General features: G+C 63.8%; 15 protein-coding genes. 6 read left to right on the forward strand and 9 right to left on the reverse strand.

Annotated elements, in window-relative coordinates; translation table 11 throughout:
* Positions 1-125: 125 nt before the first annotated feature.
* From AC56LH_RS15170 to AC56LH_RS15180, 3 genes are all read right to left on the reverse strand, one after another.
* Positions 126-1,970 carry a DEAD/DEAH box helicase gene (locus AC56LH_RS15170; RefSeq protein ID WP_499647342.1) on the reverse strand — a complete coding sequence of 615 codons (1,845 nt, stop codon included), beginning with the start codon at positions 1,968-1,970 and terminating at the stop codon, positions 126-128.
* A gap of 200 nt (positions 1,971-2,170) precedes the next feature.
* The gene (locus tag AC56LH_RS15175) at positions 2,171-4,834 is read right to left on the reverse strand and encodes a TonB-dependent receptor (protein ID WP_499647344.1); all 2,664 of its coding nucleotides are present in this window, start codon (positions 4,832-4,834) and stop codon (positions 2,171-2,173) included.
* Positions 4,835-5,285: 451 nt separating this feature from the next.
* Complete coding sequence (locus AC56LH_RS15180) at positions 5,286-8,198, reverse strand: TonB-dependent receptor (protein WP_499647346.1); 2,913 nt, start codon at positions 8,196-8,198, stop codon at positions 5,286-5,288.
* Between the two features lie 386 nt (positions 8,199-8,584).
* Between AC56LH_RS15180 and AC56LH_RS15185 the strand changes: the two genes are divergently transcribed.
* Both AC56LH_RS15185 and AC56LH_RS15190 read left to right on the forward strand, forming a co-directional pair.
* Entirely contained in the window at positions 8,585-10,453 is a 1,869-nt protein-coding gene (locus AC56LH_RS15185; RefSeq protein WP_499647348.1) for a glycoside hydrolase family 13 protein, read from the forward strand.
* Entirely contained in the window at positions 10,450-13,356 is a 2,907-nt protein-coding gene (locus AC56LH_RS15190; RefSeq protein ID WP_499647350.1) for an early set domain-containing protein, read from the forward strand. Before AC56LH_RS15185 ends, AC56LH_RS15190 begins: the two co-directional genes overlap by 4 nt.
* Before the next feature lie 10 nt (positions 13,357-13,366).
* On the opposite strand, the gene AC56LH_RS15195 is transcribed toward AC56LH_RS15190, so the two are convergent.
* From AC56LH_RS15195 to AC56LH_RS15210, 4 genes are all read right to left on the reverse strand, one after another.
* On the reverse strand, positions 13,367-14,341 hold the full coding sequence (locus AC56LH_RS15195; protein WP_499647352.1) for a diacylglycerol/lipid kinase family protein: 975 nt from the start codon (positions 14,339-14,341) through the stop codon (positions 13,367-13,369).
* Positions 14,342-14,583: 242 nt separating this feature from the next.
* Positions 14,584-15,315, reverse strand: a complete 732-nt coding sequence (locus tag AC56LH_RS15200; RefSeq protein WP_499647354.1) for a hypothetical protein — start codon at positions 15,313-15,315, stop codon at positions 14,584-14,586.
* A gap of 304 nt (positions 15,316-15,619) precedes the next feature.
* Positions 15,620-16,159, reverse strand: coding sequence for a GNAT family N-acetyltransferase (locus AC56LH_RS15205; RefSeq protein WP_499647356.1), 540 nt, complete (start codon positions 16,157-16,159; stop codon positions 15,620-15,622).
* 82 nt (positions 16,160-16,241) lie between these two features.
* Positions 16,242-17,519 (reverse strand): amidohydrolase family protein, encoded by a 1,278-nt coding sequence (locus AC56LH_RS15210; protein ID WP_499647358.1) that lies wholly within the window; start codon positions 17,517-17,519, stop codon positions 16,242-16,244.
* A gap of 174 nt (positions 17,520-17,693) precedes the next feature.
* On the opposite strand from AC56LH_RS15210, the gene AC56LH_RS15215 reads away from it, so the two are divergent.
* The 3 genes from AC56LH_RS15215 (at position 17,694) to AC56LH_RS15225 (ending at position 22,209) form a co-directional block, all read left to right on the forward strand.
* Positions 17,694-18,440 carry a phasin family protein gene (locus AC56LH_RS15215; protein ID WP_499647360.1) on the forward strand — a complete coding sequence of 249 codons (747 nt, stop codon included), beginning with the start codon at positions 17,694-17,696 and terminating at the stop codon, positions 18,438-18,440.
* 138 nt (positions 18,441-18,578) lie between these two features.
* Entirely contained in the window at positions 18,579-20,369 is a 1,791-nt protein-coding gene (locus AC56LH_RS15220) for an ABC transporter ATP-binding protein (protein WP_499647362.1), read from the forward strand.
* A gap of 82 nt (positions 20,370-20,451) precedes the next feature.
* Positions 20,452-22,209 (forward strand): ABC transporter ATP-binding protein, encoded by a 1,758-nt coding sequence (locus AC56LH_RS15225; protein WP_499648481.1) that lies wholly within the window; start codon positions 20,452-20,454, stop codon positions 22,207-22,209.
* Between the two features lie 20 nt (positions 22,210-22,229).
* On the opposite strand, the gene AC56LH_RS15230 is transcribed toward AC56LH_RS15225, so the two are convergent.
* Positions 22,230-22,988: a DUF2243 domain-containing protein gene (locus AC56LH_RS15230; RefSeq protein ID WP_499647364.1), complete on the reverse strand. Its 759-nt coding sequence runs from the start codon at positions 22,986-22,988 to the stop codon at positions 22,230-22,232.
* 212 nt (positions 22,989-23,200) lie between these two features.
* Here AC56LH_RS15230 and AC56LH_RS15235 point away from each other — a divergent pair, with 212 nt between their 5' ends.
* Complete coding sequence (locus AC56LH_RS15235) at positions 23,201-25,264, forward strand: tetratricopeptide repeat-containing diguanylate cyclase (RefSeq protein ID WP_499647366.1); 2,064 nt, start codon at positions 23,201-23,203, stop codon at positions 25,262-25,264.
* Here AC56LH_RS15235 and AC56LH_RS15240 read toward each other — a convergent pair.
* Entirely contained in the window at positions 25,261-25,605 is a 345-nt protein-coding gene (locus AC56LH_RS15240) for a hypothetical protein (protein WP_499647368.1), read from the reverse strand. The genes AC56LH_RS15235 and AC56LH_RS15240 overlap by 4 nt on opposite strands.
* Between the last annotated feature and the right edge of the window lie 32 nt (positions 25,606-25,637).

Genomic DNA, 25,637 nt, shown 5'->3' on the forward strand with positions numbered 1-25,637 from the left:
CACAGGGTCTGTGGGGATTTGTAGTCAAACAACAGAGGCAGGAAAGCTTGTTGTTCAAGCTGCCGACGTAAAAACGTCGCTCCTGCTTGCACGGGAACGACGTTTTTCAGACTACGGTGAAACGATCAGTCCTTGCTGCCCTCGCCCTTGCGATGCGGCTTCTTGCCCGGCATCGGCTTGTCGGTCACCCGGCGGTCAGCGCCGCTTTTCGTGAACGGCTTCTTGGCGCCAGCGGCTGGCACGGCTGGCGTTTCGCCGTCACGCGTGATCGACAGCTGGCGACCGGCGACCCAGATCGACTTGAGCTGCGTGAACAGCTCGGCCGGCATGTCCGATGGCAGGTCGAGCGTCGAGTAATCGTCATAGATCTCGATGCGGCCGATCTGCTTGGACGGGATGTTTGCTTCGTTGGCGATCGCGCCGACGATATTGCCCGGCTTGGCGCCGTGGGCAAAGCCCACTTCGATGCGGAACGTCGCCATGCCCGGCTCAGGGTCGCGCATGACGCGCTCTTTCTTGAAGCCTGGGTCGCGCGCAGGCCGTGCCGGACGCTCTTCCCAGTCACCACGCGGTTCGCGCGGTGCACGCTCGTGGCTGCCGCCGAATTCGCGCTGCGATGGCATGCTCTCTGGACGCACGTCTCGGTCGGGCTTGGTCAGCAGCAGCGGCTCATCGCCACGTGCCATCTTGGCCAGGGCGGCAGCGATGTCGATCGCCGGCACGTTGTCGTCGCGCTCGACGTCTTCGATCAGGGCGCGGAAGACTTCGAGGTTGCCTTCGGCCAGCGTGGCGCGGATCTGGTCCTTGAAGCGCGTCATGCGCACTTCGTTGACGGCCTTGACGGTCGGCAGTTCGAGTGGCGACACCGGCTGGCGGGTCGTGCGCTCGATCAGCTTGAGCAGGCTGCGCTCGCGCGGCGTGATGAACAGGATCGCTTCGCCGCTGCGGCCAGCACGGCCGGTACGGCCGATGCGGTGGGTGTAGCTCTCAGGGTCCGATGGCACGTCGTAGTTGATGACGTGGCTGATGCGCTCGACGTCCAGGCCGCGCGCGGCAACGTCGGTTGCGACCAGGATGTCGATCTTGCCCTTCTTGAGGTTATCGATCGTGCGCTCGCGCTGTTGCTGGGCGATGTCGCCGTTGATGGCAGCGGCCGAGAAACCACGCGCCTGCAGCTTGGTCGCCAGTTCTTCGGTGCCCAGCTTGGTGCGCGCAAAGATGATCATGCCGTCGAAGGCTTCGGCTTCAAGGATGCGGGTAAGCGCGTCGAGCTTGTGCATGCCGGCCACCAGCCAGTAGCGCTGGCGGATATTGTCGGCGGTGCCGGTCTTGGCCGCAACCGTGATCTCTTGCGGCTCGCGCAGGTAGGTCTTGGCGATGCGCTTGATCGCTGGCGGCATGGTGGCCGAGAACAGCGTGGTCTGGCGCGTGGCCGGGGTCTTTTGCAGGATCTGCTCGACGTCGTCGATGAAGCCCATACGCAGCATTTCATCGGCCTCGTCCAGCACGAGGGTGGTCAGCTTCGACAGGTCAAGCGAGCCCTTCTGGATGTGATCGATGACGCGCCCTGGCGTGCCGACAACGACGTGCACGCCGCGGCGCAGCGACGACAGTTGCGGGCCGTAGCTCTGGCCGCCGTAGATCGGCAGCACGTGGAAGCCCTTGATGTGGGCGGCGTAGCTCTGGAACGCTTCGGCGACCTGGATCGCCAGTTCGCGCGTCGGCGCCAGCACCAGCGCTTGCGGCGCGGTCTGCTTGACGTCGATGTTCGACAGGATTGGCAGTGCGAAGGCAGCGGTTTTACCGGTACCGGTCTGCGCTTGTCCCAGCACGTCGCGCCCTTCCAGCAACAGGGGAATGGTGGCTGCCTGGATCGGCGACGGCGTTTCGTATCCGACGTCTTTCAATGCTTTCAGGACAGCCGCCGAAAGATTGAGGTCGGAAAACGATGGGATTGGGGTGTCTGACATAGAGGAAGTTGCTCTTATTAAGTAAGTACGAATGCGACAGTTTACACCGTTGCTTCGTGGGGGGCGCTAAATACAATGGACCGGGCGGCCGAAACCACAGAATCCGAACAATGAAAAATGCCCTTGCAGGCACACCTGCAAGGGCATTGGCGGTCATGGTCGCGCCCCGTTGGGTGGCGCCACCTTCGCTTGATACCGGATTACAGCTTGTAGTTCAGGCCGAACAGCATCTGGCGGCCATACTTGGCATAGCCGCGCGGACGGTCTTCGGTACCAGCGTAGCTGCGGAAGGCAGTGTCGGTCAGGTTGTTGACCTGGAACAGCACGGACAGACCTTCGACTTGCTTGAAGTCATAACCCAATTGCAGGTCGACTACTTTATCAGCTTTTACGTAAGTCAGCTCGGTTCCGCCGCCAATTCCGCCAATTTCACCCACATAATCGCTGCGATAGCGCTGGCTGATACGTGCCGAGAAGCCATCTTTCTCGTAATACGCCGTCACGTTGAACACGCGCTTCGACAGGCCCGGCAGCGGAATCGCGACATTGCCGAAGCGCTGGTCGAGAATCGAGATCTCGCTGTTGGTGAACGACGCGTTGGCGGTGATGCCGAAGCCGTCGAGCATCGGGTGGATCATGTCCAGCGGGGTCGACGCAGCAAACTCCAGACCGCGCAGACTGCCGCCATCGCCGTTGCGTGGCTGGGTCAGGGTGCCGATATTGGTCAGCGCACCTTGCAGGTTGAACTTCGAGAAGTCATTCGGCACGGTCACGCTGTAAATGTACGAGGACAAATCCTTGTAGAAACCGGCAGCCGAGATATAGCCCTTGTTGCCGAAGTATTTCTCGTACGACAGGTCGACCTGCTTGGCGCGCCATGGATCGAGCTGCGCATTGCCGCCGTTGCCGTACGGGGTGCCGGTGGTCTGGGCGGTCAGGCCCACTTCCAGCGCCGCGTTCAGCTGGTTCAGCTTGGCGCGGGCCAGCGTCTTGCCGGCGCCGAAGCGCAGGAATTGCTGGTCAGGCAGGCTCCACGCCAGATTGATGCTTGGCAGGTAGTCGGTGTACTTTTTACCGTCGGTCAGCGGCACCAGGTCGGCGAACGGATAGGCGCGCAGCGTGTTGGCGGTCGAGCTCTGGTTGGTTTCGATGACCTGCATGCCGATATTGCCGCGCAGTGGCATCGACATCAGTTCGGTGTCGATGTTCAGCTTGGCGTAGCCGGTCTTGACCTTCTCTTCGATGGTCCAGTTCTTGGTCGCGCCCCATGGCACCAGCACGGCTGGCGTGAATGGGCCGAAGTTGTTGGCCAGCACGCCGTCGATGTCCCAGCTCAGGCTGTTCTGCAGGCCGTACAGCGCTTGCGAATCGTTCAGCACATTGGCGCCGAAGGTGCCGTTGCCGATCTTCGAGAAGCCCGTTTCCAGGTGCTCTTTTTCCTTTTCACGCTTCGAGTAGTTGAAGCCGACTTCCATACTGCTGAAGTACGCGCTGTCGAACTTGCGCTCGATGCTCGTGCGGAACGAGGTCATCTTGTCGGTCATGTTCGGTGCATTGACATAGCCTTCGCCGAACTGGCCGCCGATGGCGATCTGCGACGGATCGTCGTAAGTGCCCGACAGGCCCAGCACAGGAATCGTGCCGCCGTTATAGCTGTAGTTCAGCGTCTGGCGAGCAGCGCGGCCGGCGTTGATCTCGATCAGCTGTTCCTTGTGGTCAGCCTTCGAGCGGCTGATGTCGACGATACCAACCCAGTCGCCCGTCGTGTAGCGGTTGTTCCAGCCGAAGGCGGTCAGCTTGTCGTCGCGCGTCAGGCGGTTGTTGCGCACCACCGGATTGACGTTGTTGGCGGTGCCACTGATCATCGTGCCATTCACGACCGTCGGGTTCGAGAAACTGACTTGCCCGTCGTCCTTGAGCGGCATTTCGATGCCGCGGCGGATTTCTTCCTGGTCGAAACGCGAGTGGTAAACGTCGAAGGTCGAGCTGAAGTTGCGGTTAGGACGCCATTCGAGCACACCCATCAGGCCATCGCGCACCTGGTTGCCGGTCGTGGCGATCGACTTCATGCCCTTTGGCACTTTGACGGTCGAGCCTGGCACGACATTGGTGTCGTCCACCCAGTCCCAGGTTTCGAACTGTTCGCCGACGTTCGGCTTGTCCTGGCGTGCGTAACCGATGGCCACACCGAGCGTGCGGTTGGCGAACTGGTCGATGTACGACGCGCTGACGCGGCTGCCGGTGTCCGGCGAGCCGGCGCTGATTTCACCTTTCGAGTTCTTTTCGCCGCGCACATTGACGGTGACGACGCGTTCGCGCAGCGACAGCGGCTTGATGGTTTGCAGGTCGACCGTGCCCGACAGGCCCTGGCCGATCACGGCGGCGTCGCCGGTTTTATACACGGTGACAGCGCTGATCAGTTCGGATGGGTACTGGTCGTATTCGACGGTACGGTCCGAGCTGGTGGTGACTTGTTCGCGGCCGTTGAGCAGCGCGGTCGACAGGTCGCCCGAGGTGCCGCGGATGCTGATCGACTGGGCCTGGCCGTTGACGCGCTGAGCCGACAGACCTGGCAGGCGGGCCAGCGATTCGGCGATCGACACGTCCGGCAGCTTGCCGATGTCTTCCGACGAAATGGCTTCGACGATGCCGGTCGATTCACGCTTGACGGCAATCGCGTCTTCAATGGCGCGGCGGATACCGGTCACGGTCACGGTGGTGACCGGCGCATCGCTGATGGCGGTGTCAGTCGTCGTGGCGGTTTGCGCCTGCGCGCTGCCGGCCATGATGGTGACAAAGATGGCGCACCCGGCGGCCACTGGGCTCAGCTGGAATGCGGAACGCTTGTTGGCGAAAGTTTTCATGATCTCCTCAGAACGACGTAATTTCCCTAGAGCAGCTTTCGACCGCCATGTTCGGGACTTTGTTATGACACGCCTCAACATCAACGCTCGGCGGGATTCTGTATTAAAACTAGATGCACTGTCAACGGGAGTACATTTCAAACGAACTCACCTGGCATGAAGTTCATAAATTCAATAAAAACAACCACTTACTAACTGATGAGCAGCCGGAGTGTGGTTTTTAAAGCCTGTAGTCGGGCTACAAACGCTCTAAAAAGCAACGGATTATGCTCAATTGCACCGAATCGGTGCGTGGGATGTAGTAAAACATTCATGCCTTGCAATACGCCTTGTAACTTCACTACACGAATTTTGTATTTTTACAACAGACAAAAAAAATCCCCGGCAGCCTTGCGGCTGTCGGGGATGGCTTGATGCGGATCGGAAGCTGCTTATGCAGCCTCGCCGGTCATCAGAACTTGTAGTTGGCGCCGAACTGGTAGGTGCGGCCGTAGTCGACGCGACGGGTGATCGAATCGCTGCTGTTCGTGTACTCCTGGTACGGCGCATTGTTCCAGTTGTTGGCTTGGGCAAACACCGACAAGCCCTTGGCGAAGCCAGACTGGATTTCATACGACAGTTGGAAGTCGACGATGGTCTCGCCCTTCACGAACGTGTACTGCAGCGTGTCCGAGAAGTCCGGCGACTGGCCCAGGAAGTCCGAACGCTTGCGCGCTGCGGCAGCGATCTGGAAGCCGTACTTTTCGTAGTACACGCGCAGGTTGCTGACCTTGCGCGACAGGCCCGGCAGCGGGATCGACTGCGCCGAGGTCTGGACATTGCCAAAGCCCAGTGCCGGAATGTCGATCGCCGAGCTGGTGAACGAGTGGTTGGCCATGATGCCGAAGCCGTCCAGCCACTCGCTCGCCATGTTCAGCGGAATGTTCACGGCCAGCTCGTAGCCCTTGATGCTGCCGCCGTTACCGTTTTCAGGACGGTTCAACACGCCAACGGTCGAGCCGGCGAAGTCGCCGGTGGTCGGCAGCGGCGTGGTCGAGGTCGTCCATGGCGCGAAGTCGTATTCTGACGGCGTGCGCAGGATGAACGTGTCGAGCTTCTTGTAGAACACGGCCGCGCTGACATAGCCTTTCTTCGCGAAGTACTTTTCGTACGACAGGTCGAACGCCTTCGCCTTGAACGGCTTGAGCCCCGGGTTACCGCCACCACCGCTGATGAACGGGTTGGTCACGCCGGTGTTCACGCCAAAGCCGATGCCGCCGCGCAGGTCGTCCAGGTTCGGACGCGACAGCACTTGCGCCAGACCCATGCGCAGCACCTGGTCGTTCTTCAGGTCGAACGACAGGTTCAGGCTTGGCAGCACGTCCCAGTAGCTGACGCTGTCGACGACGCGCACTGCCGGGCACGCATCGGCCGTTTCGCCGGTGCAGTTGCCGCTGTTGTAGCCGCCGCCGGTCTGCTTCGTGTGCACGAATTGCGTTCCGACGTTACCGCGGTATTCAAAGCCGAGCAGCTCGCCGTTCAGGTCGCCCATCAGGTAAGCGGTTTGGACCGTTTCCTTGACATCCCAGAACTTGGTCAGGATGTCGGCGTTGACCTTCGTGGCCAGCTGGTACACGGTGCCGAGCGAGCCGGACGGATTCCACGTAGCGATCGGAAGGCCGGTGGTGCCGGCAACGCCGGTACCCGTGCCCGGCATCGTCTGCGCAGCGAACTGGGCGCCGCCCAGGATCTCAAGACGGCCTTCTTCGCCGCTGCGCGCTTTTTCGCGGTCGGTGAAGTTGTAGCCGAACTGCACGGCCGACATCGGGCCCCACTCCACCGGACGCTTGGCGTTCAGGCGGATTGCCTTGAGCGTGTCTTCCACGTACGGCTGGGCCAGGTAACCGGCTTGCGGCAGGATGTTGGTGGCGGTGCCCGACCAGCCGTTCACGTCGGTCAGTTGCGCGACTGCGCGGTCCGAATAGTTCAGGCCCGTGCGCCATGCGACGTCGGTGAAATTGCCGCCGTTAAAGCCCGACCACGAAATCGTGTCCAGCGGGTTTGCATTGCCCGGCAGACCGGCGGTGGTTTCGTAGCGCGCGCTCAGCTTGGTCGCTTTCGACCAGGTGATGTCAGCGCTCGTGCTCCAGTCGCCCAGCTTCAGTTCGTTCTTCCAGCCGACCGTCTTCAGGTCGTCTTCCGACGTCTCGACGTGGTTACGCACCACGCCCTTGTAGTTGGTCAGCGTGCCGCTGGTGGCCACGCCATTTTGCACGACGACGTTCTGCAGCACGCCTGCCGGGTCATACAGGCCCGACGTGTTCGAGCCGACCGCGCCTTCGAAACCGCTGCGCTTCAGGCCCGTCTCGCCGGCCGAATAGAACAGGTCGAGGGTCGAGCGGAAATCGCGGTTCGGACGGAACTGCAGCGACATGAAGGCGCCGTCACGCTTGTGCGACGTCGATTCGGTGTCGGCGGTAAAGCCCAGCGGCACCAGCACATTTTGACCATTGAAAGGCAATGCGGCTGTGTTGCCGCCCCAGGCGTCGAACTTGCGCTGCTCGCCGCCGGTCTCGTCGTACGACGTGATGCCCAGCGCGATACCGAACTTGCGGTCGGCGAACTGGTCGATGTACGAGAACGAGACGCGGTCGCCGCTGCCTTCTTCGGCAGTGCGCACGCCCAGACGGCTGCGTTTGTAGTTGGCGGCAATGACGCGCTTGCCGAAGTCCAGCGGCTGCACGGTTTTCAGGTCGATCGTCGCGGCCAGACCCTGGCCGATGACGCTCGCGTCCGGCGTCTTGTAGATCACGACGCCGCCCATCAGCTCGGATGGGAACAGGTCGAATTCAGGATTACGGGCATTGCCGGTCGAGGCCATTTCGCGGCCATTGAGCAGCGTGCCGTTGAAGCTTGGCGACAGGCCGCGCACCGAGATTTCCGATGCACGTCCCGAACCGCGGCTGCGCTGGGCGGTCACGCCCGGCAGGCGCGCAATCGATTCAGCAACCGACGTGTCCGGCAATTTGCCGATATCTTCAGCCGAGATCGCTTCAACGATCGAATTCGAATTGCGCTTGATCGAGATCGCCGCTTCGATGCCGGTACGAATACCGGTCACGGTCACTTTCGAGACGGCGCTGTTCGGGAACGCGGTGGGTGCGGCGGCCGGCGCTTCTTCCGGGGTCTGCACCGTGGCGGCGGCCACGGGCGTGTTCGGTGCGACGGGAGTGGCTTCTTCGCTGCCCGAGGCTTGCGCATACGCGTTACCTGCCAGGACCGACAGCAGCACGGCGCAACCGGCGGCGAACGGGTTCAACGGGAATGCAAAAGTGGCTGCAGTACGGCGACGGGCCTGGGTGGCCCGGGTAGCGGTGGCGTTCATGTGTCTCCTCGGTTTTTCTTAACTGCCGGTTACGACTCTGTACTAAAACTAGAATCGGAACAGGGCAGCAATGTGTGGCGAGGATCATGGCATGGTTTGCACGGCAACAACATTGTGCACGTTGTACTTGGGCTACACATTTGCGGGGTTTTCAGCGCCTTAAAAGACTTTCTCACTGAATCTGAAGGCAATCTGAAGGTTGGCCCGTCTTGAGCCTATGTAGTCGGGGTGAAATCGAATCCACCCCGCATGATTGTTAGGCGGCAGGGTTTATAGTAACCTTCCATCAACACAACAATTACCGGCCCCGCGTTCCACTGTCGACATGCAGACCCTGTAGTCCAACTACGTCAGCAGTATCACGACTGGCACCAGCCCCAGAACCCATGAGACAACTCCTCGCCACCATCGTGCTCGGCAGCGCTTCGCTTGCCGCCTTCGCCCAGGCTCCGGCCATCGACCGCATGGAGCCGCCGTTCTGGTGGGCTGGCATGCACGACAACAAGGTTCAGCTGATGGTCCATGGCGAGGCGATTGGCGATCTGACGCCGACGCTGACCTACCCTGGCGCGCGCATCGCATCGGTCACGCGCACGCCAAACCGCAACTACCTGTTCATCGACCTCGTGCTCGACGCGAAGGTGGCGCCCGGCACGTTCGACATCACGTTCAGCGGCGCCGGCCGCACGACCACGCATGCCTACCGCCTGCTGGCGCGCGACCCGGGTTCCGCGACGCGCCAGGGCTTTTCCAGCAAGGACGCGATCTACCAGATCATGCCGGACCGCTTCGCCAATGGCGACCCGTCCAACGACAACGTCGCCGGCATGCTCGACAAGGCTGACCGCAAGGGCGGCCTGGGCCGCCACGGTGGCGACATCCAGGGCGCCATCAACCACCTCGACTACATCGCGGACATGGGCTTCACGCAGCTGTGGCCGACGCCGCTCATCGAAAACAATATGCCGGGCTACTCGTACCATGGCTATGCGGCCACGGACCTGTACAAGATCGACCCGCGCTACGGCAGCAACGAAGACTTCGTGCGCCTGTCGACCGAAGCGAAGAAACGCGGCATCGGCATTATCCAGGACGTGGTGCTGTCGCACATCGGTTCGCATCACTGGTGGATGAAGGACGTGCCGGCGCCGGACTGGATCAACTACAGCGACAAGTTCGTCCCGACCCAGCACTACCACACGGCGGTGCAGGACCCGTACGGCGCGAAAGAGGACGCCGACAACTTCACGCGCGGCTGGTTCGTCAAGAGCATGCCCGACCTGAACCAGTCCAATCCGCTGCTGGCCAACTACATCATCCAGAACAACATCTGGTGGATCGAATACGCAAAGCTCTCGGGCCTGCGCATCGACACCTTCGGCTATTCGGACAGCGCGTTCCTGTCGGAGTACACGCGCCGCATCATGGCCGAATACCCGAACCTGAACCTGGTCGGCGAAGAGTGGAACACGAAGGTGCCGGTCGTGGCGCGCTGGCAGCGCGGCAAGGACAACTTCGACGGCTACCGCGCCTACATGCCGAGCATGATGGACTTCCCGGTGGCCGAGGCGATGCGCAACGCGCTGGCCGACAAGAAAGGCGGCAACGTGTTCTCGGACGTGTATGAGACGCTGTCGCTCGACTACCTGTACCCGGAACCGGGCAACCTGGTGCTGTTCGCCGACAACCACGACATGTCGCGCATCTACAGCGTCGCCGGCGAAGACTTCGACAAGTACAAGATGGCGATGGTGTTCATGATGACGGCGCCGCGTATCCCGCAGTTCTACGTGGGTGACGAGCTGCTGTTTACCAGCCCGACGAAAGACCGCGACGACGCCAGCTACCGCATCCCGTTCCCGGGCGGCTGGGCCGGCGACAAGGTCAACGCCTTCACCGGCGCGGGCCTGAAGGACAAGCCGCGCGCGGCGCAGGCGTTCGTGCGCAAGCTGGCCAACTGGCGCAAGGGCCAGCCGGTGATCCACAATGGCCGCATGATGCATTACGGGCCGCAGAACAATACCTACGTCTACTTCCGCTACAACGCGGACAAGAAGGTGCTGGTCGCGTTCAACAACAACGCGAAAGAAATGGCGCTCGATGTCGACCGTTTCCGTGAAATGCTCACGGGCGTCACCAGCGGCGTGGATGTCCTGAGCGGCAAGACGTTCGACCTGCGCTCGAAGCTCACACTACCTCCAGGTGCTTCCGTTATCCTGGAACTTGATGCGCTGGAGCTGGAGGCAGCGCGATGATGCGCAGCGCCATCGCACTGGCTGCCCTCCTCGCCTGCGGCGCCGCCCACGCGCAGATCGATACCACGTTGTTTGTGCGCGGTGCGTTCAATGGCTGGGGGACGGCCGATGCGCTGGCGCCCAAGGGCAAGGGCATTTACCAGGCCGACATCGCTGTCGCGCCGGGTAACCATGCCTTCAAGCTTGGCAGCAGCGACTGGGCTGCCGAGTGGGTGATCGATCCGGACAAGAGCGTCAATGTGGCGCCTGATACCGCGTACCAGCTCGAACGCCTGTCAGGGCCGGAGACCTTCCTGTTCGTGCGCACGTCCGGCACCTACCGCTTCACGCTGGACGCGAGCGATCCGGCCAAACCGGCGCTGAAGGTCACGCGTCTTCCCGATGCCGACCGTGCCAGCGCGCCCGATCCGCACGCGGGCCACGCTGCCGTCGCCACGCAAGCCTGGCCGACCTGGGACGGCAAGACGGAAACGGTGCGCTACTCCACGCCGGATGCGCAGGCGCTGCTGCGTCAGTACGTCCAGTCAAGCACGATGAGCTTGCGCGATCCCGGTCCGCAGCATGTGGCGTACGCCGAACAGGAAGGCTTGCCGCGCGCCCGCACCGGCAACCTCGCCTTCGACGCGCTGTTCGCACTGGCCGGCGCCGAGATGCGCCTCAATTCGGTCAGCCAGATCAAGGACGGCAACTACAACGGCGGCAACGCCATCGATTGCGACTGCTTCTCCACCGGCGAGAAGTGGGCGTATGTCTGGACGCGCGACCTGTCGTACGCGGCCGACCTGGGCCTGGCCCTGCTCGACCCGCAGCGCGTACGCAATTCGCTCGACTTCAAGCTGTCTAGCTGGCGCGCCGGCGTCACGCCGGTGGCGCAGATCCCTGCCACGACGGACGGCCTGCAGATCGTGCAGGACACCGGCAGTGGCGGCAGCTGGCCGGTCAGCACCGACCGCCTGACGTGGGCCTTCGCGGCCGAAGAAACGCTGCGCACGCTGCCCGCTGCCGAGCGCGCGGCATTCGCCGGCAAGGCCTTGACGGCGCTGTCGAACACAATCGAGATCGACCGCGTGGCGGCGTTTGACGCAGCCACGGGCTTGTACACGGGCGAGGAATCGTTCCTCGACTGGCGCGATCAGACCTACGCCGCCTGGATGCCAGGCGACCTGGCGTCGATGGCCAGTTCAAAGGCGCTGTCGACCAACGTCGTCATCTTCCAGGCGCTCAAGCTGGCGGCGCAACTGGCGCGCGAACAGCGTGATGCGACGAAATCCGCGCGCTACACGCGCTGGGCATCGGCGCTGAAACGCGCGATCAACAAGGAACTCTGGCTGGCCGACGAAGGCATGTACAGCAGCCTTACCGCCGGTCACCTGGACGGCGCGCCGCTGCACAAATTCGACTGGCTCGGCCAGGCGCTGGCCATTGTCAGCGGCGTGGCCGACGACAGGCAGACGGCATCGATCCTGGCGCGCTATCCGCATGGCCCGATGGGCGCGCCCGTGATCTGGCCGCAGCAGATCGGCGCGCCGGTGTACCACAACCGCGCCATCTGGCCCTTCGTCACCGCATACGGCTTGCGCGCTGCGGTGCAGGGCAAGAACGCAGCGGTGGCCGATGCTGCCTATGCGACGCTGATGCGCGGCGCAGCGGTGAACCTGTCGAACATGGAAAACCTCGAGTGGTTGTCGGGCCAGCCACTGCTGCTCGACGAGAAGACCCCATCGCTGAGCGGCCCCGTGATCAACTCGCGCCGCCAGTTATGGTCGGTCGGCGGGTATCTGGGCATGGTGATCGGCAATGTGTTCGGCGTGACCGTGCAGGACGACGGTATCGCGCTGCGCCCGTTCGTGACGGCCAAGCTGCGACGCGAGACCTTTGGCGCATCGAACGAGATTGCGTTGCACGACCTGCGCCTGCACGGCAAGCGCATCGACGTCGTGCTGCGCCTGCCGCCAGCGGCTGAAGGCGACGGCTATCACCGGGTCGAGCGCATTCTGTTGAATGGCAAGCAGGTCAGGGACACGCTGCTATCCAGCGATTTGCAGGGCGAGAATCGTATCGAGATCGTGCTGGGCAAACTCGTCGCCGGGGCGCAAGGTATCCGCCGCGTGCAGGCCAATCCGTATGAAGAATCGTCCGTCACGTTCGGTCCGCGCGAACCGGTGATCGAGGCGCTGACGCGTGCATCGTCCGGCGCCGTGGGGTTGACGATTGGCGCGAACGGCAATGCGGCGGGCGTGACCTACCGCGTCTACCGCGACGGCAAGCTGGTGGCCGACAAGCTGCCGGCCGGCGCCTGGACCGATGACAAGGCCAGCGTGGCGTCGTGCTATGCGGTCGAGGCGCGCTTTGCCGACAGCGGCAATGTCAGTCACCACAGCCAGCCGCGCTGCATCGACGGGGTTGCTGGTGCTGGCATCGACATCGGCGTGACCGACCCGCGCGTGACGTCGAACCTGACGACCACGGCGCCGGATGCGCGCTTTTCACTACCCGCGATCCGCGACTGGGGCCGGCCGCAAGACCGCTTTGCCGTGGACGGGATGCGCGTCGAAAGCACCGGTGATTACCGGATCCAGGTGCGTTATCACAATGGTGCGAACCAGGTGAATCTGGGGATCAGTGGCGGCGTGAAGTGGCTGGCGTTGAAGAACAGCTCGGGCAAGATCGTGGCCCAGGGCGTGATCCAGTTACCGCATGCGCCGCTGTTCAAGGGCGCGACGCCAACCGTGTATTCGACGCCGCTGGCCGCGCGCCTGACAGCCGGCAACTACCGCCTGGAGATGACGGACTTCTACAATATGAGCTACCTGGAGAGCAACCGCACCTTCACCGGTGCCGGTGGCGCCGAACCGGCCAACCGGTTCGACATCCATGGCGTGCGCCTGCTGCGGGTGAAATAGGCCGGCTGGTTCAGGCAGCGTCGCCAGGTGCGGCGGCGGCTGCCTGTGGCGGCGCCAGCAGCAGCTTGAGCCGCCCTTCCAGTACCCGGAACTCGAACGGCGTCGCCATCTTGCTGACTTCGCCGTCGACGGCGACCTTCAGGCGCTTGCGCCCGTACAGCGACGGCGTGCGCACGGTCATGCGCTTGAACGAAAACGCCACGACGTCGTCGGCGCCACCCAGCTTGCCAAGTGCACCGCGCACCAGCAGGCCCAGCAGCCCCAACTTGCCCATCGGCTTGGGCGCCAGCGCCGCCAGCTGGCCATCCTCGACCGCATCGGTCAATTGCTCCATGCCGACCTGTTCCATCTGCAGCCGGTTATTGCCAACGAACAGCGTCGTCGTGCGCAAGCGTTGTTCCTTGCCATCGAGCTCGAGCCGGATCTGCAGATGGCGGTGCGCCCGCAGCGTCATCTTGATGGCCGAGAGAAACGCGACCACGCGGCTGCGTCCGAATTCGCGCTTGTCGTGCTCGCGTTCTTCGAGCAGCGCCGGGTACAGGCCGACACTCGCATTGACCAGGAATATCTTGTCGTTGAGCATGCCTACCTGCACCGGCTTGATCTTGCCGCGCAGCAGCGCGTGAACAGCCTCGGCCAGGTCTTCCGGAATCCCGTGGGTGCGCCCGAAATAATTAAAAGTACCTTGCGGCAGCACGCCAAACGGACATCCGGCCAGCACTGCCTGGTGTGCGACCGTGTTGATGGTGCCGTCGCCGCCAGCGGCCACCAGCACGCCGCCGCTGGCGACGGCCTTGGCCGCCATGTCCTTCGCGATCTGTTCGATGCGCTCGGGCTCGTCCACCACTTCCAGATGGCATACGCGGCCACCGGCATCCATGACCTCGTTGATCGTGGAGATGCGCATCTCGGTTTCGGAATGACCCGATCCCGCGTTCAGAACAATGAAGAAAGGAGCGTCAGGTAGCAACTCGGTGGCTGGCATCGCAGGGTCGATTCGGTGAAGGATGGTTGATCGAAATTGCAGCCATCGTATCACCGGCGTTGCCGGCGCTAGGTGCGTTATTCAACCGTCGCGTGCAGGCGCCAGGGCGGCGCGCGAAGCAGTCTCCAGCGATGAAAGTGGCGCATACCAGGGTCAGCGAAACATTTTGTTGCGCACACGATTCACTTTTTTACTTTATTTCAAGTTACCTGCCTGCCTGCCTGCCTGTAGCGTGACTGCACTCAATTAGCGTGCCGCGATACCTTTTTTTGCAGATTTTGCAAATGCGAAATTAATTCGAGCAGACCGAGTTCCTGTACCGTTTTTTGAAGGTCCACACTGGTTTTAATTTTTGCAATGCCATCGGCTGATTGACCCATGCACAGTGCTAACCAAACCGCTTTGGCATCGCCTGGACTGGATGCGGCTCCCGCCGCCACGAGAATGCCGGTGATCTTTGCGTATGGCGGTACCGGATTGGACAGGTAATAGGGTTGCGTTACCATGAACGGTATGAAACCTGACGGATCTTCGATCATCTTCGGGTTGCAAGCCAGCGCAGCTTGCTTCAGCGACAAGATGGAGGCGATCCATGGTGTCATTCCCTTTTCGCCGGCATCATTGATATGAAGCCTGACAAGGTCGGATGTCAGCAATGCAGAAACAACGTTCGGGTAGCCAAGATAGGCCGCCAGTGTCAGCGGAGATTGACGCTCCTGCTCTTTTCCGAGCAGACCAGCCGTCGAACCGCTCGAGATATATCGGCGTATTTCATCGGCAGCGCTGGCTTCGGCCGCGATCATTTCTTCAGCATTCCCTGTCGTTTCTCCCACTGAGTAAATACGGTCAGCCAAAGATGCGATGACACTGGATGGATCGCGTGCCAGCTCTGCGGCATTCGCACAGAAAGAAAACGAGAGACATGCTGCCAGTAAAAATGCGTAAACTGGTCGTGTTCTTCCGGATGTCGTCATGTGGTCCGATTGATTGGGTTTGATTGCTGCGTAAGCCAGATATTGAATTGAGCCATGAGCTTGGCATCGCATTCGAAGCCAGACTCTCCGTCTAAAGCAATGCAATAGTAGCCGAGCGGCGTTCCAAACGAATGGCAATCTTTGTCATCCTTCCAAATGGCACTGCAATGGATGACGAGTGCGCGCCTGAAGCGCACCGACCGCTGAGCGTCGTCATTCGGGGGGCACTAACGCCAGTGAAGTTTGAGGGATCGTGCAAATGCGCCCTTCAACCACGTGACAGCATCGGGATCGGCAGTACCCTTCACGCACCTGGCACGTCGTCAGCCGTCGGCCAGTGATCGGGATCCTGCAGCAGCTGGTACATCACGTAGGCATCGATATAGCCCAGGCGCTTGTGGCGAAACGCCTTGGGCAACGTGCCGACAATCGAAAAACCGAGCTTCTTCCACAGCCCGATCGCCGGCCCGTTGGTGCTGACCACATGGTTGAATTGCATCGCCAGATAGCCGCGCTCGCGCGCTTCGGTCAAGCTATGCTGACCCATCGCACGGCCCACGCCCGCGCCCTGCGCCGCCGGGCTCACCATGTACGAGGCATTGGCCACGTGATGGCCACGCCCGACCTGGTTCGGCACCAGGCGGTACATGCCCAGCACCCGGCCGCCCGCGCTCACCGCGACAAAGCTGGCCACGCCCTCGCCCAGCCAGTAGTGGTAGCCGGCTTCGCGGGACGTTGCCGTGCTGAAGACATAGCTTTCACCCGCCTCGATATGGGCGCAAAAAATAGTCCAGATCGACTCGAAATCGGCTTCGAGCGCAGGACGGATAACAAGATCTTTCACAACAATCTACGGGAGTGCCGGGACAGGGCGGTCCGCTATTTTGCCTGAAAATACACAGATTATCACGCACTATATTGACATTTTAGCTACGGCCGAGGCGGAAGTCGGCGCTGTCAGGGCGTCCCGGCAGATGCAGGCGGCTGGCCGCTGCGGGCGCTTCGGCCACGACCTGGCCGCGCCGCAAAACGAAGCGGCGCGGGGCGCGCAGGCGGATGGCTTCCACCGTCGAGCCGGCGTCGAGGATCACCAGGTCGGCATGGCAGCCCGGCGCCAGACCATAGCCGTCAAGGCCGAGGATGCGCGCGGGCGTCTCGGTAATGGCGGTAAAGCACGACTGCATTGCTTCGAGGCCCGTCATCTGCGCGACGTGCAGGCCCATGTGCGCCACCTCGAGCATGTCGCCCGAGCCCATCCCGTACCACGGATCGAGCACGCAATCGTGCCCGAAGGCGACGTCGACGCCGGCCGCCATCAGCTCGGGCACGCGCGTCATGCCGCGCCGCTTCGGGTAGGTGTCGTTGCGGCCCTGCAGCGTAATGTTGATGAGCGGATTGGCGATCGCCGCCACACCGCTCTCGGCGATCAGCGGAATCAGCTTGCTCACATAGTAATTGTCCATCGAGTGCATCGAGGTCAGGTGCGAGCCGGCCACCCTGCCCTGCAGCCCCAGGCGCTGCGTTTCGTACGCCAGGGTTTCGATATGGCGTGACATCGGGTCGTCGCTCTCGTCGCAGTGCATGTCCACGCGCAGGCCCCGCTCGGCGGCGAATTCGCACAGCAGGCGCACGGACTCCGCGCCCTGCGCCATCGTGCGCTCGAAGTGCGGAATGCCGCCGACGACATCGACGCCCATGTCGATCGAGCGCTTGAGGTTCTCGAACGCATTGGCGCTGCGCAGCAGGCCGTCCTGCGGGAACGCGACCAGTTGCAGGTCGAGGTACGGCGCGACACGGCGCTTGACTTCCAGCAGCGCCTCGACCGCCAGCAGCCGGTCGTCGCACACGTCGACGTGGGTGCGGATCGCCAGCAGGCCGCGCGCCACCGCCCAGTCGCAATAACGCAACGCGCGCTCGATCAGCGCATCCTGGCTCAGCTGCGGTTTCAGCTCGCCCCACAGCGCGATCCCTTCCAGCAAGGTGCCGCTCTGGTTGACGCGCGGCAGGCCGTAGCTCAGCGTGGCATCCATATGGAAGTGTGCATCGACGAACGGCGGGCTGACCAGGTCGCCGGCGGCGTCGATCTCGCGCACGCCCCGTGCAGCCAGTTGCGGCGCCAGCGCCGCGATGCGGCCATGTTGAATGCCGATGTCGATGCCGGTGCGGCCGTCGGGCAGCGTGGTATTGCGGATCACGAGGTCCATGGTGACTCCATTAAATGGTTGTCCGATTGTAGCAACTGCGGCGCCGCCGTATGGCAATGCTGCAACGCAATATCACCCGCGCCGAATAAGCCACCATCGTTCATTGCACGGGCCAGGAATCGTGGGTACACTGACTTTATTGCAGCGCGCCATACTTGACAGATAGGAAACTTCATGACCTCACTCTCCGAGCAGTTGTCCGCAGCACCCAATCATTACCTGACTGCACCGATGAACGCTCAGCTGACGGTGCTCAATGCCTTGACCACCCAGGCACTCGACAGCGCCAGCCGCATCACCGCGCTGAACCTGTCCACGTCCCAGGAAGTTCTCGAGCGCTCGGCGCAGACTGCGCGCCAGCTGATCGGCGCACGCGACGCGCGCGACCTCGCCGTGCTGCGCAGCCATGCCGAAGAACAGGTGCGCAGCCTGTTTGCCTACAGCCGCGAATTGCTCGGCATCGCTGCCGGCGTCCAGCCGTTTCTGGTACCCAGTGTGACGCCGGCACCAATGGCGGCGCCGGTTGCCGAGATGGCGCAGGCCGTCACCGAAGCCGGCGAAGACGCCTCTGCCACATTGCAGGCAGCGGCCGAGCGCACGATCGAGGCAGTTGCAGCGGCGCCGACGCCGGTTGCCGAAGCGCCAGCGCCAGCGATTGAAACAGCGCCAGCAGCAGAAGCACCCCAGCCTGCCCCGACCATCGAAGCGGTGGCCAGCATGGTGCAGGAACCAGCGCCCGATGACGCGGCGCTGAATGTCCTGTCGAGTCCTGATGCCGCCAAGCCCACGCCGATCGCCCAGGCTGCCGGCAACGGCGCCGTCCTGGCGGCAACGCCACTGGCACCAGCAGCCGCGCCGATCGAGCGGCGCGACCCTGAAATCCCTGCCACGGCGGCCGCGCCACGCCGGCGCCGCAAGTAGTGGCATGGCGGGCGTCATCGCCAGAGCGCAGCAGACGAGGGCACCAAGCAGGGTGCTGCGCTGCGCCAACTAGGCAAAACGACTACACTAGCGGGCTCTGGCCCGCTTTTTTTTCGGGCGCAACCGCAAGGAATTCGAATGAGTTTGTCCAGGCTGATCGGCGGCTTCGTGCGCCGTCATTGGCAATCCTATGCCTCATCGGCCGTGATGCTCGTCGGTGTGGCGATCTGCACGGTCCTCATCCCCCGCAAGGTCGGCGCACTGGTCGACGCGCTCGCCAACAACCGCCTGGCCGAACAGGACCTCCTGCTCGGCATCGCCCAGGTTCTCGGCCTGGGTGTGGCCATCTACGTGCTGCGCGTGTGCTGGCGCATCCGCCTGTACTCGGCTGCCTACCAGCTCGGCGTCGAGCTGCGCACGCGCCTGTATGCACGCCTGGCCGCGCAAGGCCCCGCCTTCTATCAGCGCCAGCGCACGGGCGACCTAATGGCGCTGGCCACCAACGACATCGATGCCATCGAGATGGCGGCCGGCGAAGCGTTGCTGGCCGCGTTCGACGGCACGCTCACGCTGGTGATGGTGCTCGGGATCATGACGCTGGGCGTGGACTGGCGCCTGGCGCTGGTCGCGCTGCTGCCGTTCCCGCTGATGGGACTCGCCTTCTGGTACATCTCGACCCACATCCAGAAGGCCGAGGGGGATGCGCTCAAGGGTTTCTCGAAGCTGAACGACCATGTGCAGGAGTCGCTGTCCGGCGTGCGCACGCTGCGCGCCCTCGGCCTCGAAGCGCGTAGCAGCACCCAGTTCGGCGTGCTGACGGCCAATGCGGCCGAGGCCAGCCTCACCGCACAGAAATGGGAAGCGGCCTATGAACCAGCGGTCGGCCTGGCGCTGACCGCCGCCACCGGCCTGACGCTGGGCCTGGGCGGCTACCTGGTCTGGCAGAACGAACTGACGGTCGGCGCGTTGACCAGCTTCACGATGTACCTGGGCCAGCTGATCTGGCCCATGTTCGCCGCCGGCTGGGTGGTTACGCTGATCGAACGGGGCCGCGCCGGCATGGCGCGCCTGCAGCCGCTGCTCGAGGCGCCGCTGTCGGTCGAAGACGCCGGCACGATCGACCAGGTGGGCCAGGGCCCGCTGGTGCTCGAAGGCGTCACGTTCACGTATGGCGTGAACGGCGCCGGCAAGGACGGCGCGGCCGCTGACGACACGGCGCAGGCGCCCGCCCTCTCCGGCGTGTCCGTCACGCTCGAACCCGGCCAGACGCTGGGCCTCGTCGGCCCGACCGGCTCGGGCAAATCGACGCTGCTGCGCGTGCTGCTACGCCAGGCGACACCGCAGCAGGGCCACGTGCGCTGGGCCGGGCAGCCGCTCGACGCCTATCGCCTGAGCGCCCTGCGCAGCGCCACCAGCTGGGTGCCGCAAGAGTCGTTTTTGTTCTCGGCCACGATTGCCGAAAACATCGCGCTGGCCCGGCCTGACGCCACGCGCGCAGAGGTCGAGGGCGCGGCGCGCATGGCCGCCATCCACGACGACATCTTGCGCTTCCCGTACGGCTATGACACGCCGGTCGGCGAAAAAGGCATCACGCTGTCGGGCGGCCAGCGCCAGCGCGTGGCGATTGCCCGCGCGCTGCTGGCCGACAATCCGCTGCTGCTGCTGGACGACGCGCTGTCGGCGGTGGACACCGGCACCGAAACGCGCATCCTCGAGCACCTGGCCGAGCTGCGCCGCGCGCGGCCCGAGCGCGCCGCCATCATCGCCAGCCACCGCTTGTCGGCGGTGGTCGCGGCCGACCACATCGTGGTGCTGCGCGCCGGACGCGTGATCGAAGCGGGCACGCACGACGAACTCTTGCTGCTGGATGGCTGGTACGCCAGCCAGTGGCGCTATCAACAATTGGAGGCCAGCCTTGACGCAACCTGAAGCAACGCTGGACACGGCCGACGCATCCATCACCACGAACGCGCCGCCGCCCAAGCTTGATAACAGCCTGGAACGCGGCGTGATGCGCGACCAGGCCAGACTGGCCACGCGCCTGCTGCGCCGCGCCGCCGCGCCCGAACGGCGCCCCCTGATCATCGCCACGCTGTGGCTGATCCTGGCGGCGGCCTTCGAAGTGGTCGGCCCGCTGCTGGGCAAGGCGCTGATCGATGACCACCTGCTGCCGCGCCATCTCGACTGGCCGCAGATGGCCCTGCTGCTGGGCGGCCTGGTGGTCACCGGCTGGGTCTCGAGCTGGGTGCGCTATCTGCAACTGATCCGCCTGTCCGGCGTGGCGATGCGCTCGGTGCAGCGCCTGCGCGAGTGGGTCTATGACCACGTGCTGCGCCTGCCGATGGCATTTTTCGACCGCGCCATCACCGGCCAGCTGGTCAGCCGCGTGACGAACGACACCGAAGCCGTCAAGACGCTCTACATCCAGGTCCTGTACGTCTTGCTCGACAACTCGATCGTCCTGATCGGCACGATGGTCGCGATGGCCTGGCTCGACTGGCGCCTGATGCTGATCGTGCTGTTGCTGGTGCCCGCGGTGGTCGGCATCGTCTGGCTCTACCAGCGCCTGTCGGCGCCGGCCGTCACGCGCGCACGCGCGCTTCGCAGCGACATCAATGCGCAGATGGCCGAGTCGATCGGCGGCATGACCGTCCTGCAGGCCAGCAATGCCGAGCTGCGCTTCGGTGAACGCTTCCTGGCGACCAACCGCACCCACTACACGGCGCGCCTGGCCGAGCTGCGCGCCAATGCCTTCCTGCTGCGCCCTGCGCTCGACCTGCTCAACGTAGCCCTGCTGGCATTGGTGATCTTTGCCTTCGGCCGGCGCGAGATCGGCGCCGTCGAAGTGGGCGTGCTGTACGCGTTCGTCAGCTACATCGCGCGTGTGGTCGAGCCGCTCATCCAGATCACGATGCAGTTCAGCGGCCTGCAGCAGGCGGTGGTCGCGGCCGCACGCGTCAACACCCTGCTCGATGAAGCGGGCGCACCGGAACACGACGTGGACCGCATGGACGGTGAGAACGCGTTTTCGCCCGATGCCCCGGCAGTCAGCGTGCGCAACGTCGACTTTGCGTACGTTCCCGGCCAGCCGGTGCTGCACGACCTGTCGCTGGACGTCCCGCAAGGTGCGTTCTTCGGCATCGTCGGCCACACGGGCAGCGGCAAGTCGACGCTGCTGTCGCTGCTGCTGCGCTACTACGTCGTCGAACAGGGCAGCATCGAGATCGGCGGCGTGCCGCTGGCGAAGATCGGCAACGAGCGCTTTCGCAACGAAGTGGGCCTGGTGCCGCAGGACCCGTTCATCCTGGCCGCCAGCGCGCGCGAAAACATCGACATGGGCCGCGGCCTGCCGCTCGAACGCCTGATGGATGCAGCGCGCGCGGCGCATGCGCATGACTTCATCAGCGCGCTCGAACAGGGTTACGACACGCAGCTGGGCGAAGGCGGCTCACGCCTGTCGTCGGGCCAGAAGCAGCTGATTGCCATTGCCCGCGCGCTGGCGGGCGAGCCGCGTGTCCTGCTGCTCGACGAAGCAACGTCGCGCATCGACAGCGCCACCGAACAGGTGGTGCAACAGGCGCTGGAAGAATTGCGCGGCAAGGTGACCATCATCGCCATCGCGCACCGCCTGTCGACGATCCGCGACGCCGACCGCATCATCGTGCTCAACCACGGCAAGATCACCGAGGCCGGGCCGCACGAAGAATTGATGCGGATCGAGGGTGGCCTGTACCAGCGCCTGTATCTGCTGCAGCAGATCGCGCTGTAGGGGATTCCCGGCGGAGCAGCTCAGGGGCGGCTCCAGTTGACGCAGCCGCCCGGGGCGCCCGCCCCGCTCACCAGCAGCGCGCCGTGCCGGTACAACGTCAGATGGTCCCTGGCCGGGATGGCCATCACGACCACGCCCATTGCGCGGTCGCTCCAGACCAGGCGCCCGTCGACGGCGTCGAGTGCGGCGAACACGTCACGCGGCCCGACACCCGGATGAAACACGACCGTGGTGAGGTTTTGTCCGGACGGCGGCACGAGCGCCCAGCCACCGAGGGCGGCGCTGCCGGCGGCCAGCAGCGCCAGGCTGGCCAGCGAGCCGCGCGCACCCGTGCCGCCACCGCGCCGCTGCAACCAGCGCCAGCCCAGCACCAGTGGCACGATGCCGAACACGACCAGCCAGGCCAGGTCCCACAACAGCGGATCGGGACTGTCGATGCGGATGCGGTGGATGCCCAGCAGCCAGTGCGACAGCAGTGCATCGATCGTATGCCACAGCCCGAAGCCGACCAGCATGGCGCCCGCCAGTGGCCGGCCCCAGTCCAGCGCGCCGCGCCGCTGCGCGCGCCACAGGCCCGCCAGGCCCACGAGCGCGACCACGTACATCAGCAGATGGAAGTAACCATCCCACAGCACCTGCAGGCGCAGGTCGTCCATGCCGGGCACGAGGCTAAACAGATGGTGCCATTGCAGGATCTGGTGCAGCAGGATACCGTCGAAGAAACCGCCCAGGGCAAAGCCCAGCGTCCCGCCCCACCTGACCCACGGTGATGTCCACATGACCGACCTCTACACAGATAATGTCCGGCCAGTATAGGTCGATGGTTCGACGGCGCACGCACGCTTGCCAGTGCTGCGTGAGACACTTGGAAACGATGCCGCTGTGTCATTTTTGTGACATTTCACGACAAACTGAATTTCTTGTTTGCAACAGCAATATAATGTTTCAAACCAACTTCTGCCGGTTGTTCCCGGTGCGACGAAACCACGGCATGTTCGCTATCCTGCACCGCGCCCTGTCGCGCTCCCGATCCAACGCCGTGGCCCTGTCCCTGTGCGTGGCATCGGCCTGTGCGTTTGCCAGTAACGCCCCGGCGCTCGATGCGCGCCTGGCCGAGATCCGGGAAGTCAACCGCATCGTTCCCGAACGCGCCCTGCCGATGCTCGAAGCCATCGAGGACCAGGCACGCGTGGCACCGCTGCCGCAGCGGATCGAATTTCTGAACCAGATGGCCGCCGCCCGCCACGGCATGGGTCAGCATGCGCAGGCATTCGCGCTGGCCAACGAACTCATTACCCTGGGCCGCCAGCACGACCATACCGGCGCACTGGCCAAGGGCCTCCTGATGCAGGGGTATGCCGCGTTCGCGCAGCACCGCCCGGGCGAATCCCATCGCCTGATCTGGGAGGCCGAGAAGCTGGCCAACACCACGAGCGACATCGATCTGCGCGTGCGCGCCGCGATATCGTCGGGCGAATCGTATGCCGAGGAAGGCAACCTGCCGCGCGCCCTGCAGGGCCTGCAGAGCGCCGCTGCGCTGGCGCGCTCGAGCGGCGATCCGATCCATACGGTGATGGCGCTGTATTCGCTGGCGCGCCTGTATTTGCAGATGCGCGAACCCGAAAAAGGCTTCGCCGTGCTGGACGAGGCCTACGCCGCCGCGGCCAGCGCCAACTCGCCCGGCCGCACGATGCTGCTCAAGCGGATGGAATACGGCCTGGCGATGGACAGCGGGCAGAATGAGCGCGCGCTGCGCGTGCTGCAGGAAGGCCTGGCGCTCGAGCGCAAGATCGGCGCCAGCAATCGGATCGCCGGCACCCTGGTCAACCTGTCCGACTGGTATCTCAAGACGGGCGACTACCGCAATGCGGTCAGCTACGCGCAGCAGGCAGTCGATGCCGCGCGCCCGCTGAACGATCGCAAGCTCGACGCGATCGCGCACCTGAACCTGGGCCAGGCCTTCCTGGCCACCGGACGGCTCGTCGATGGCAAGCGCCATATCGAGGCCGGTATCGCCGGCTATGAAGAAATGGGCGACAAGCCCGAACTGCAAACCGCGCTGGTGGAATACGGCGAGGCGCTCGAGCGCGCGGGCGATTTGCCGGGCGCCCTGAAGGCCTACCACCGCGAGCGCACCCTGTCGAACGAACTGTTCGAAAAGCGCCGCCAGCAGGCGATGCTCGAGCTGCAAGAGAAATACGAAGCCGAACGCAAGCAGCGCCAGATCGAACTGCTGCGCAGCGAGAACACGATCAAGTCGGCCGAAATCGACAACCGCCGCCTGCAGCAGCGCGTCTGGTGGCTGGTACTGGCCGTGATCGCGCTGGCGGCAGTGGTGGTGGGCCTGTTGTATCGCAAGGTGCGCCACGCCAATGCGCAGCTGCATGCCAAGAACACCGAACTGAAGCAGCAAAGCGTGCGCGATCCCCTCACGGGCCTGTACAACCGCCGTCACTTCCTCGAATACATGCGCGCGCTGCCGGCGTCCGTCCCGACAGCGCCCGGCGAAGAAGGCGTCGGCGCACTGTTCCTGCTCGACGTCGATCACTTCAAGCACATCAACGATACCCACGGCCACGCGGCCGGCGACACGGTGCTGACCACGATTTCGGCCAGCCTGGCCGAGATCCTGCGCGAGACCGACATGATCGTGCGCTGGGGCGGCGAAGAGTTCCTGGCTTTCCTGCCGTCGGTGCCGCGCCATCGGATGGACGAAGTGGCCGCGCGCATCCTGGCAGGCCTCAATGCCACCGTCATCGATCACGCCGGCGTGCAGATTAAGGTGACCGTGTCGATCGGTTTCGCGCCGTTCCCGCTTGCCGTCGGCAAGCAGATGATGGCGTGGGAACGCGTGGTCAACCTGGTGGACATGGCGCTGTACATGGCCAAGTCGCATGGCCGCAACCGCGCTTACGGCGTGCGCGGCTTTGCCGATGGCGAACGTGTCAGCCTGGATGTGATCGAACAGAACCTGGAACACGCCTGGCGCTCGGGCCAGGTCGACATGGCCATCGTGTACGGCGACCCGGACATGCCGCGCGCCGCCAACGCTTAACCTTCCTTGTCCTTGTCCTTGTCCTTGTCCTTGTCCTTGCCAGCATTCTCCTGAATCACCTGGCCTGCCCGCTCGACCGACTTGCCCATCTTCTCGGTGGCGCGCTCCAGGCCCCGGCTGGCTTCCTGCGTCGCATTGCCGACTTTCGCGCGCGCATCGTCGACTGCGTCGTCGGCGCGGGCGATTTCATCCTTCACCGAATTGGTGACCCCGGCAGTGGCCTGATCGAGTGCCTTGCCGACGCGCTCGGCCGGGCCCTTGCCCTCGTCGTCACGCGCGCAGCCGGCCAGCGCCAGCAGCAGTGCCGCCGCCAGCAGCGTGTTCGTGGTGATGGCTTTCATGCTGTGCTCCTTGTTTTCAACGCGTTCAATAC

This window comes from Telluria sp. LT1R51-2 (assembly GCF_059685775.1).

Bases quoted from the DNA above. Each gene is read 5' to 3' on its own strand.
- AC56LH_RS15210 (WP_499647358.1), bottom strand. From the start codon at position 17,519: ATGGACCTCGTGATCCGCAATACCACGCTGCCCGACGGCCGCACCGGC.
- AC56LH_RS15230 (WP_499647364.1), bottom strand. From the start codon at position 22,988: ATGTGGACATCACCGTGGGTCAGGTGGGGCGGGACGCTGGGCTTTGCC.
- AC56LH_RS15225 (WP_499648481.1), top strand. From the start codon at position 20,452: ATGCGCGACCAGGCCAGACTGGCCACGCGCCTGCTGCGCCGCGCCGCC.
- AC56LH_RS15185 (WP_499647348.1), top strand. From the start codon at position 8,585: ATGAGACAACTCCTCGCCACCATCGTGCTCGGCAGCGCTTCGCTTGCC.
- AC56LH_RS15215 (WP_499647360.1), top strand. From the start codon at position 17,694: ATGACCTCACTCTCCGAGCAGTTGTCCGCAGCACCCAATCATTACCTG.
- AC56LH_RS15180 (WP_499647346.1), bottom strand. From the start codon at position 8,198: ATGAACGCCACCGCTACCCGGGCCACCCAGGCCCGTCGCCGTACTGCA.
- AC56LH_RS15240 (WP_499647368.1), bottom strand. From the start codon at position 25,605: ATGAAAGCCATCACCACGAACACGCTGCTGGCGGCGGCACTGCTGCTG.
- AC56LH_RS15200 (WP_499647354.1), bottom strand. From the start codon at position 15,315: ATGACGACATCCGGAAGAACACGACCAGTTTACGCATTTTTACTGGCA.
- AC56LH_RS15220 (WP_499647362.1), top strand. From the start codon at position 18,579: ATGAGTTTGTCCAGGCTGATCGGCGGCTTCGTGCGCCGTCATTGGCAA.
- AC56LH_RS15235 (WP_499647366.1), top strand. From the start codon at position 23,201: ATGTTCGCTATCCTGCACCGCGCCCTGTCGCGCTCCCGATCCAACGCC.
- AC56LH_RS15175 (WP_499647344.1), bottom strand. From the start codon at position 4,834: ATGAAAACTTTCGCCAACAAGCGTTCCGCATTCCAGCTGAGCCCAGTG.
- AC56LH_RS15190 (WP_499647350.1), top strand. From the start codon at position 10,450: ATGATGCGCAGCGCCATCGCACTGGCTGCCCTCCTCGCCTGCGGCGCC.
- AC56LH_RS15195 (WP_499647352.1), bottom strand. From the start codon at position 14,341: ATGCCAGCCACCGAGTTGCTACCTGACGCTCCTTTCTTCATTGTTCTG.
- AC56LH_RS15170 (WP_499647342.1), bottom strand. From the start codon at position 1,970: ATGTCAGACACCCCAATCCCATCGTTTTCCGACCTCAATCTTTCGGCG.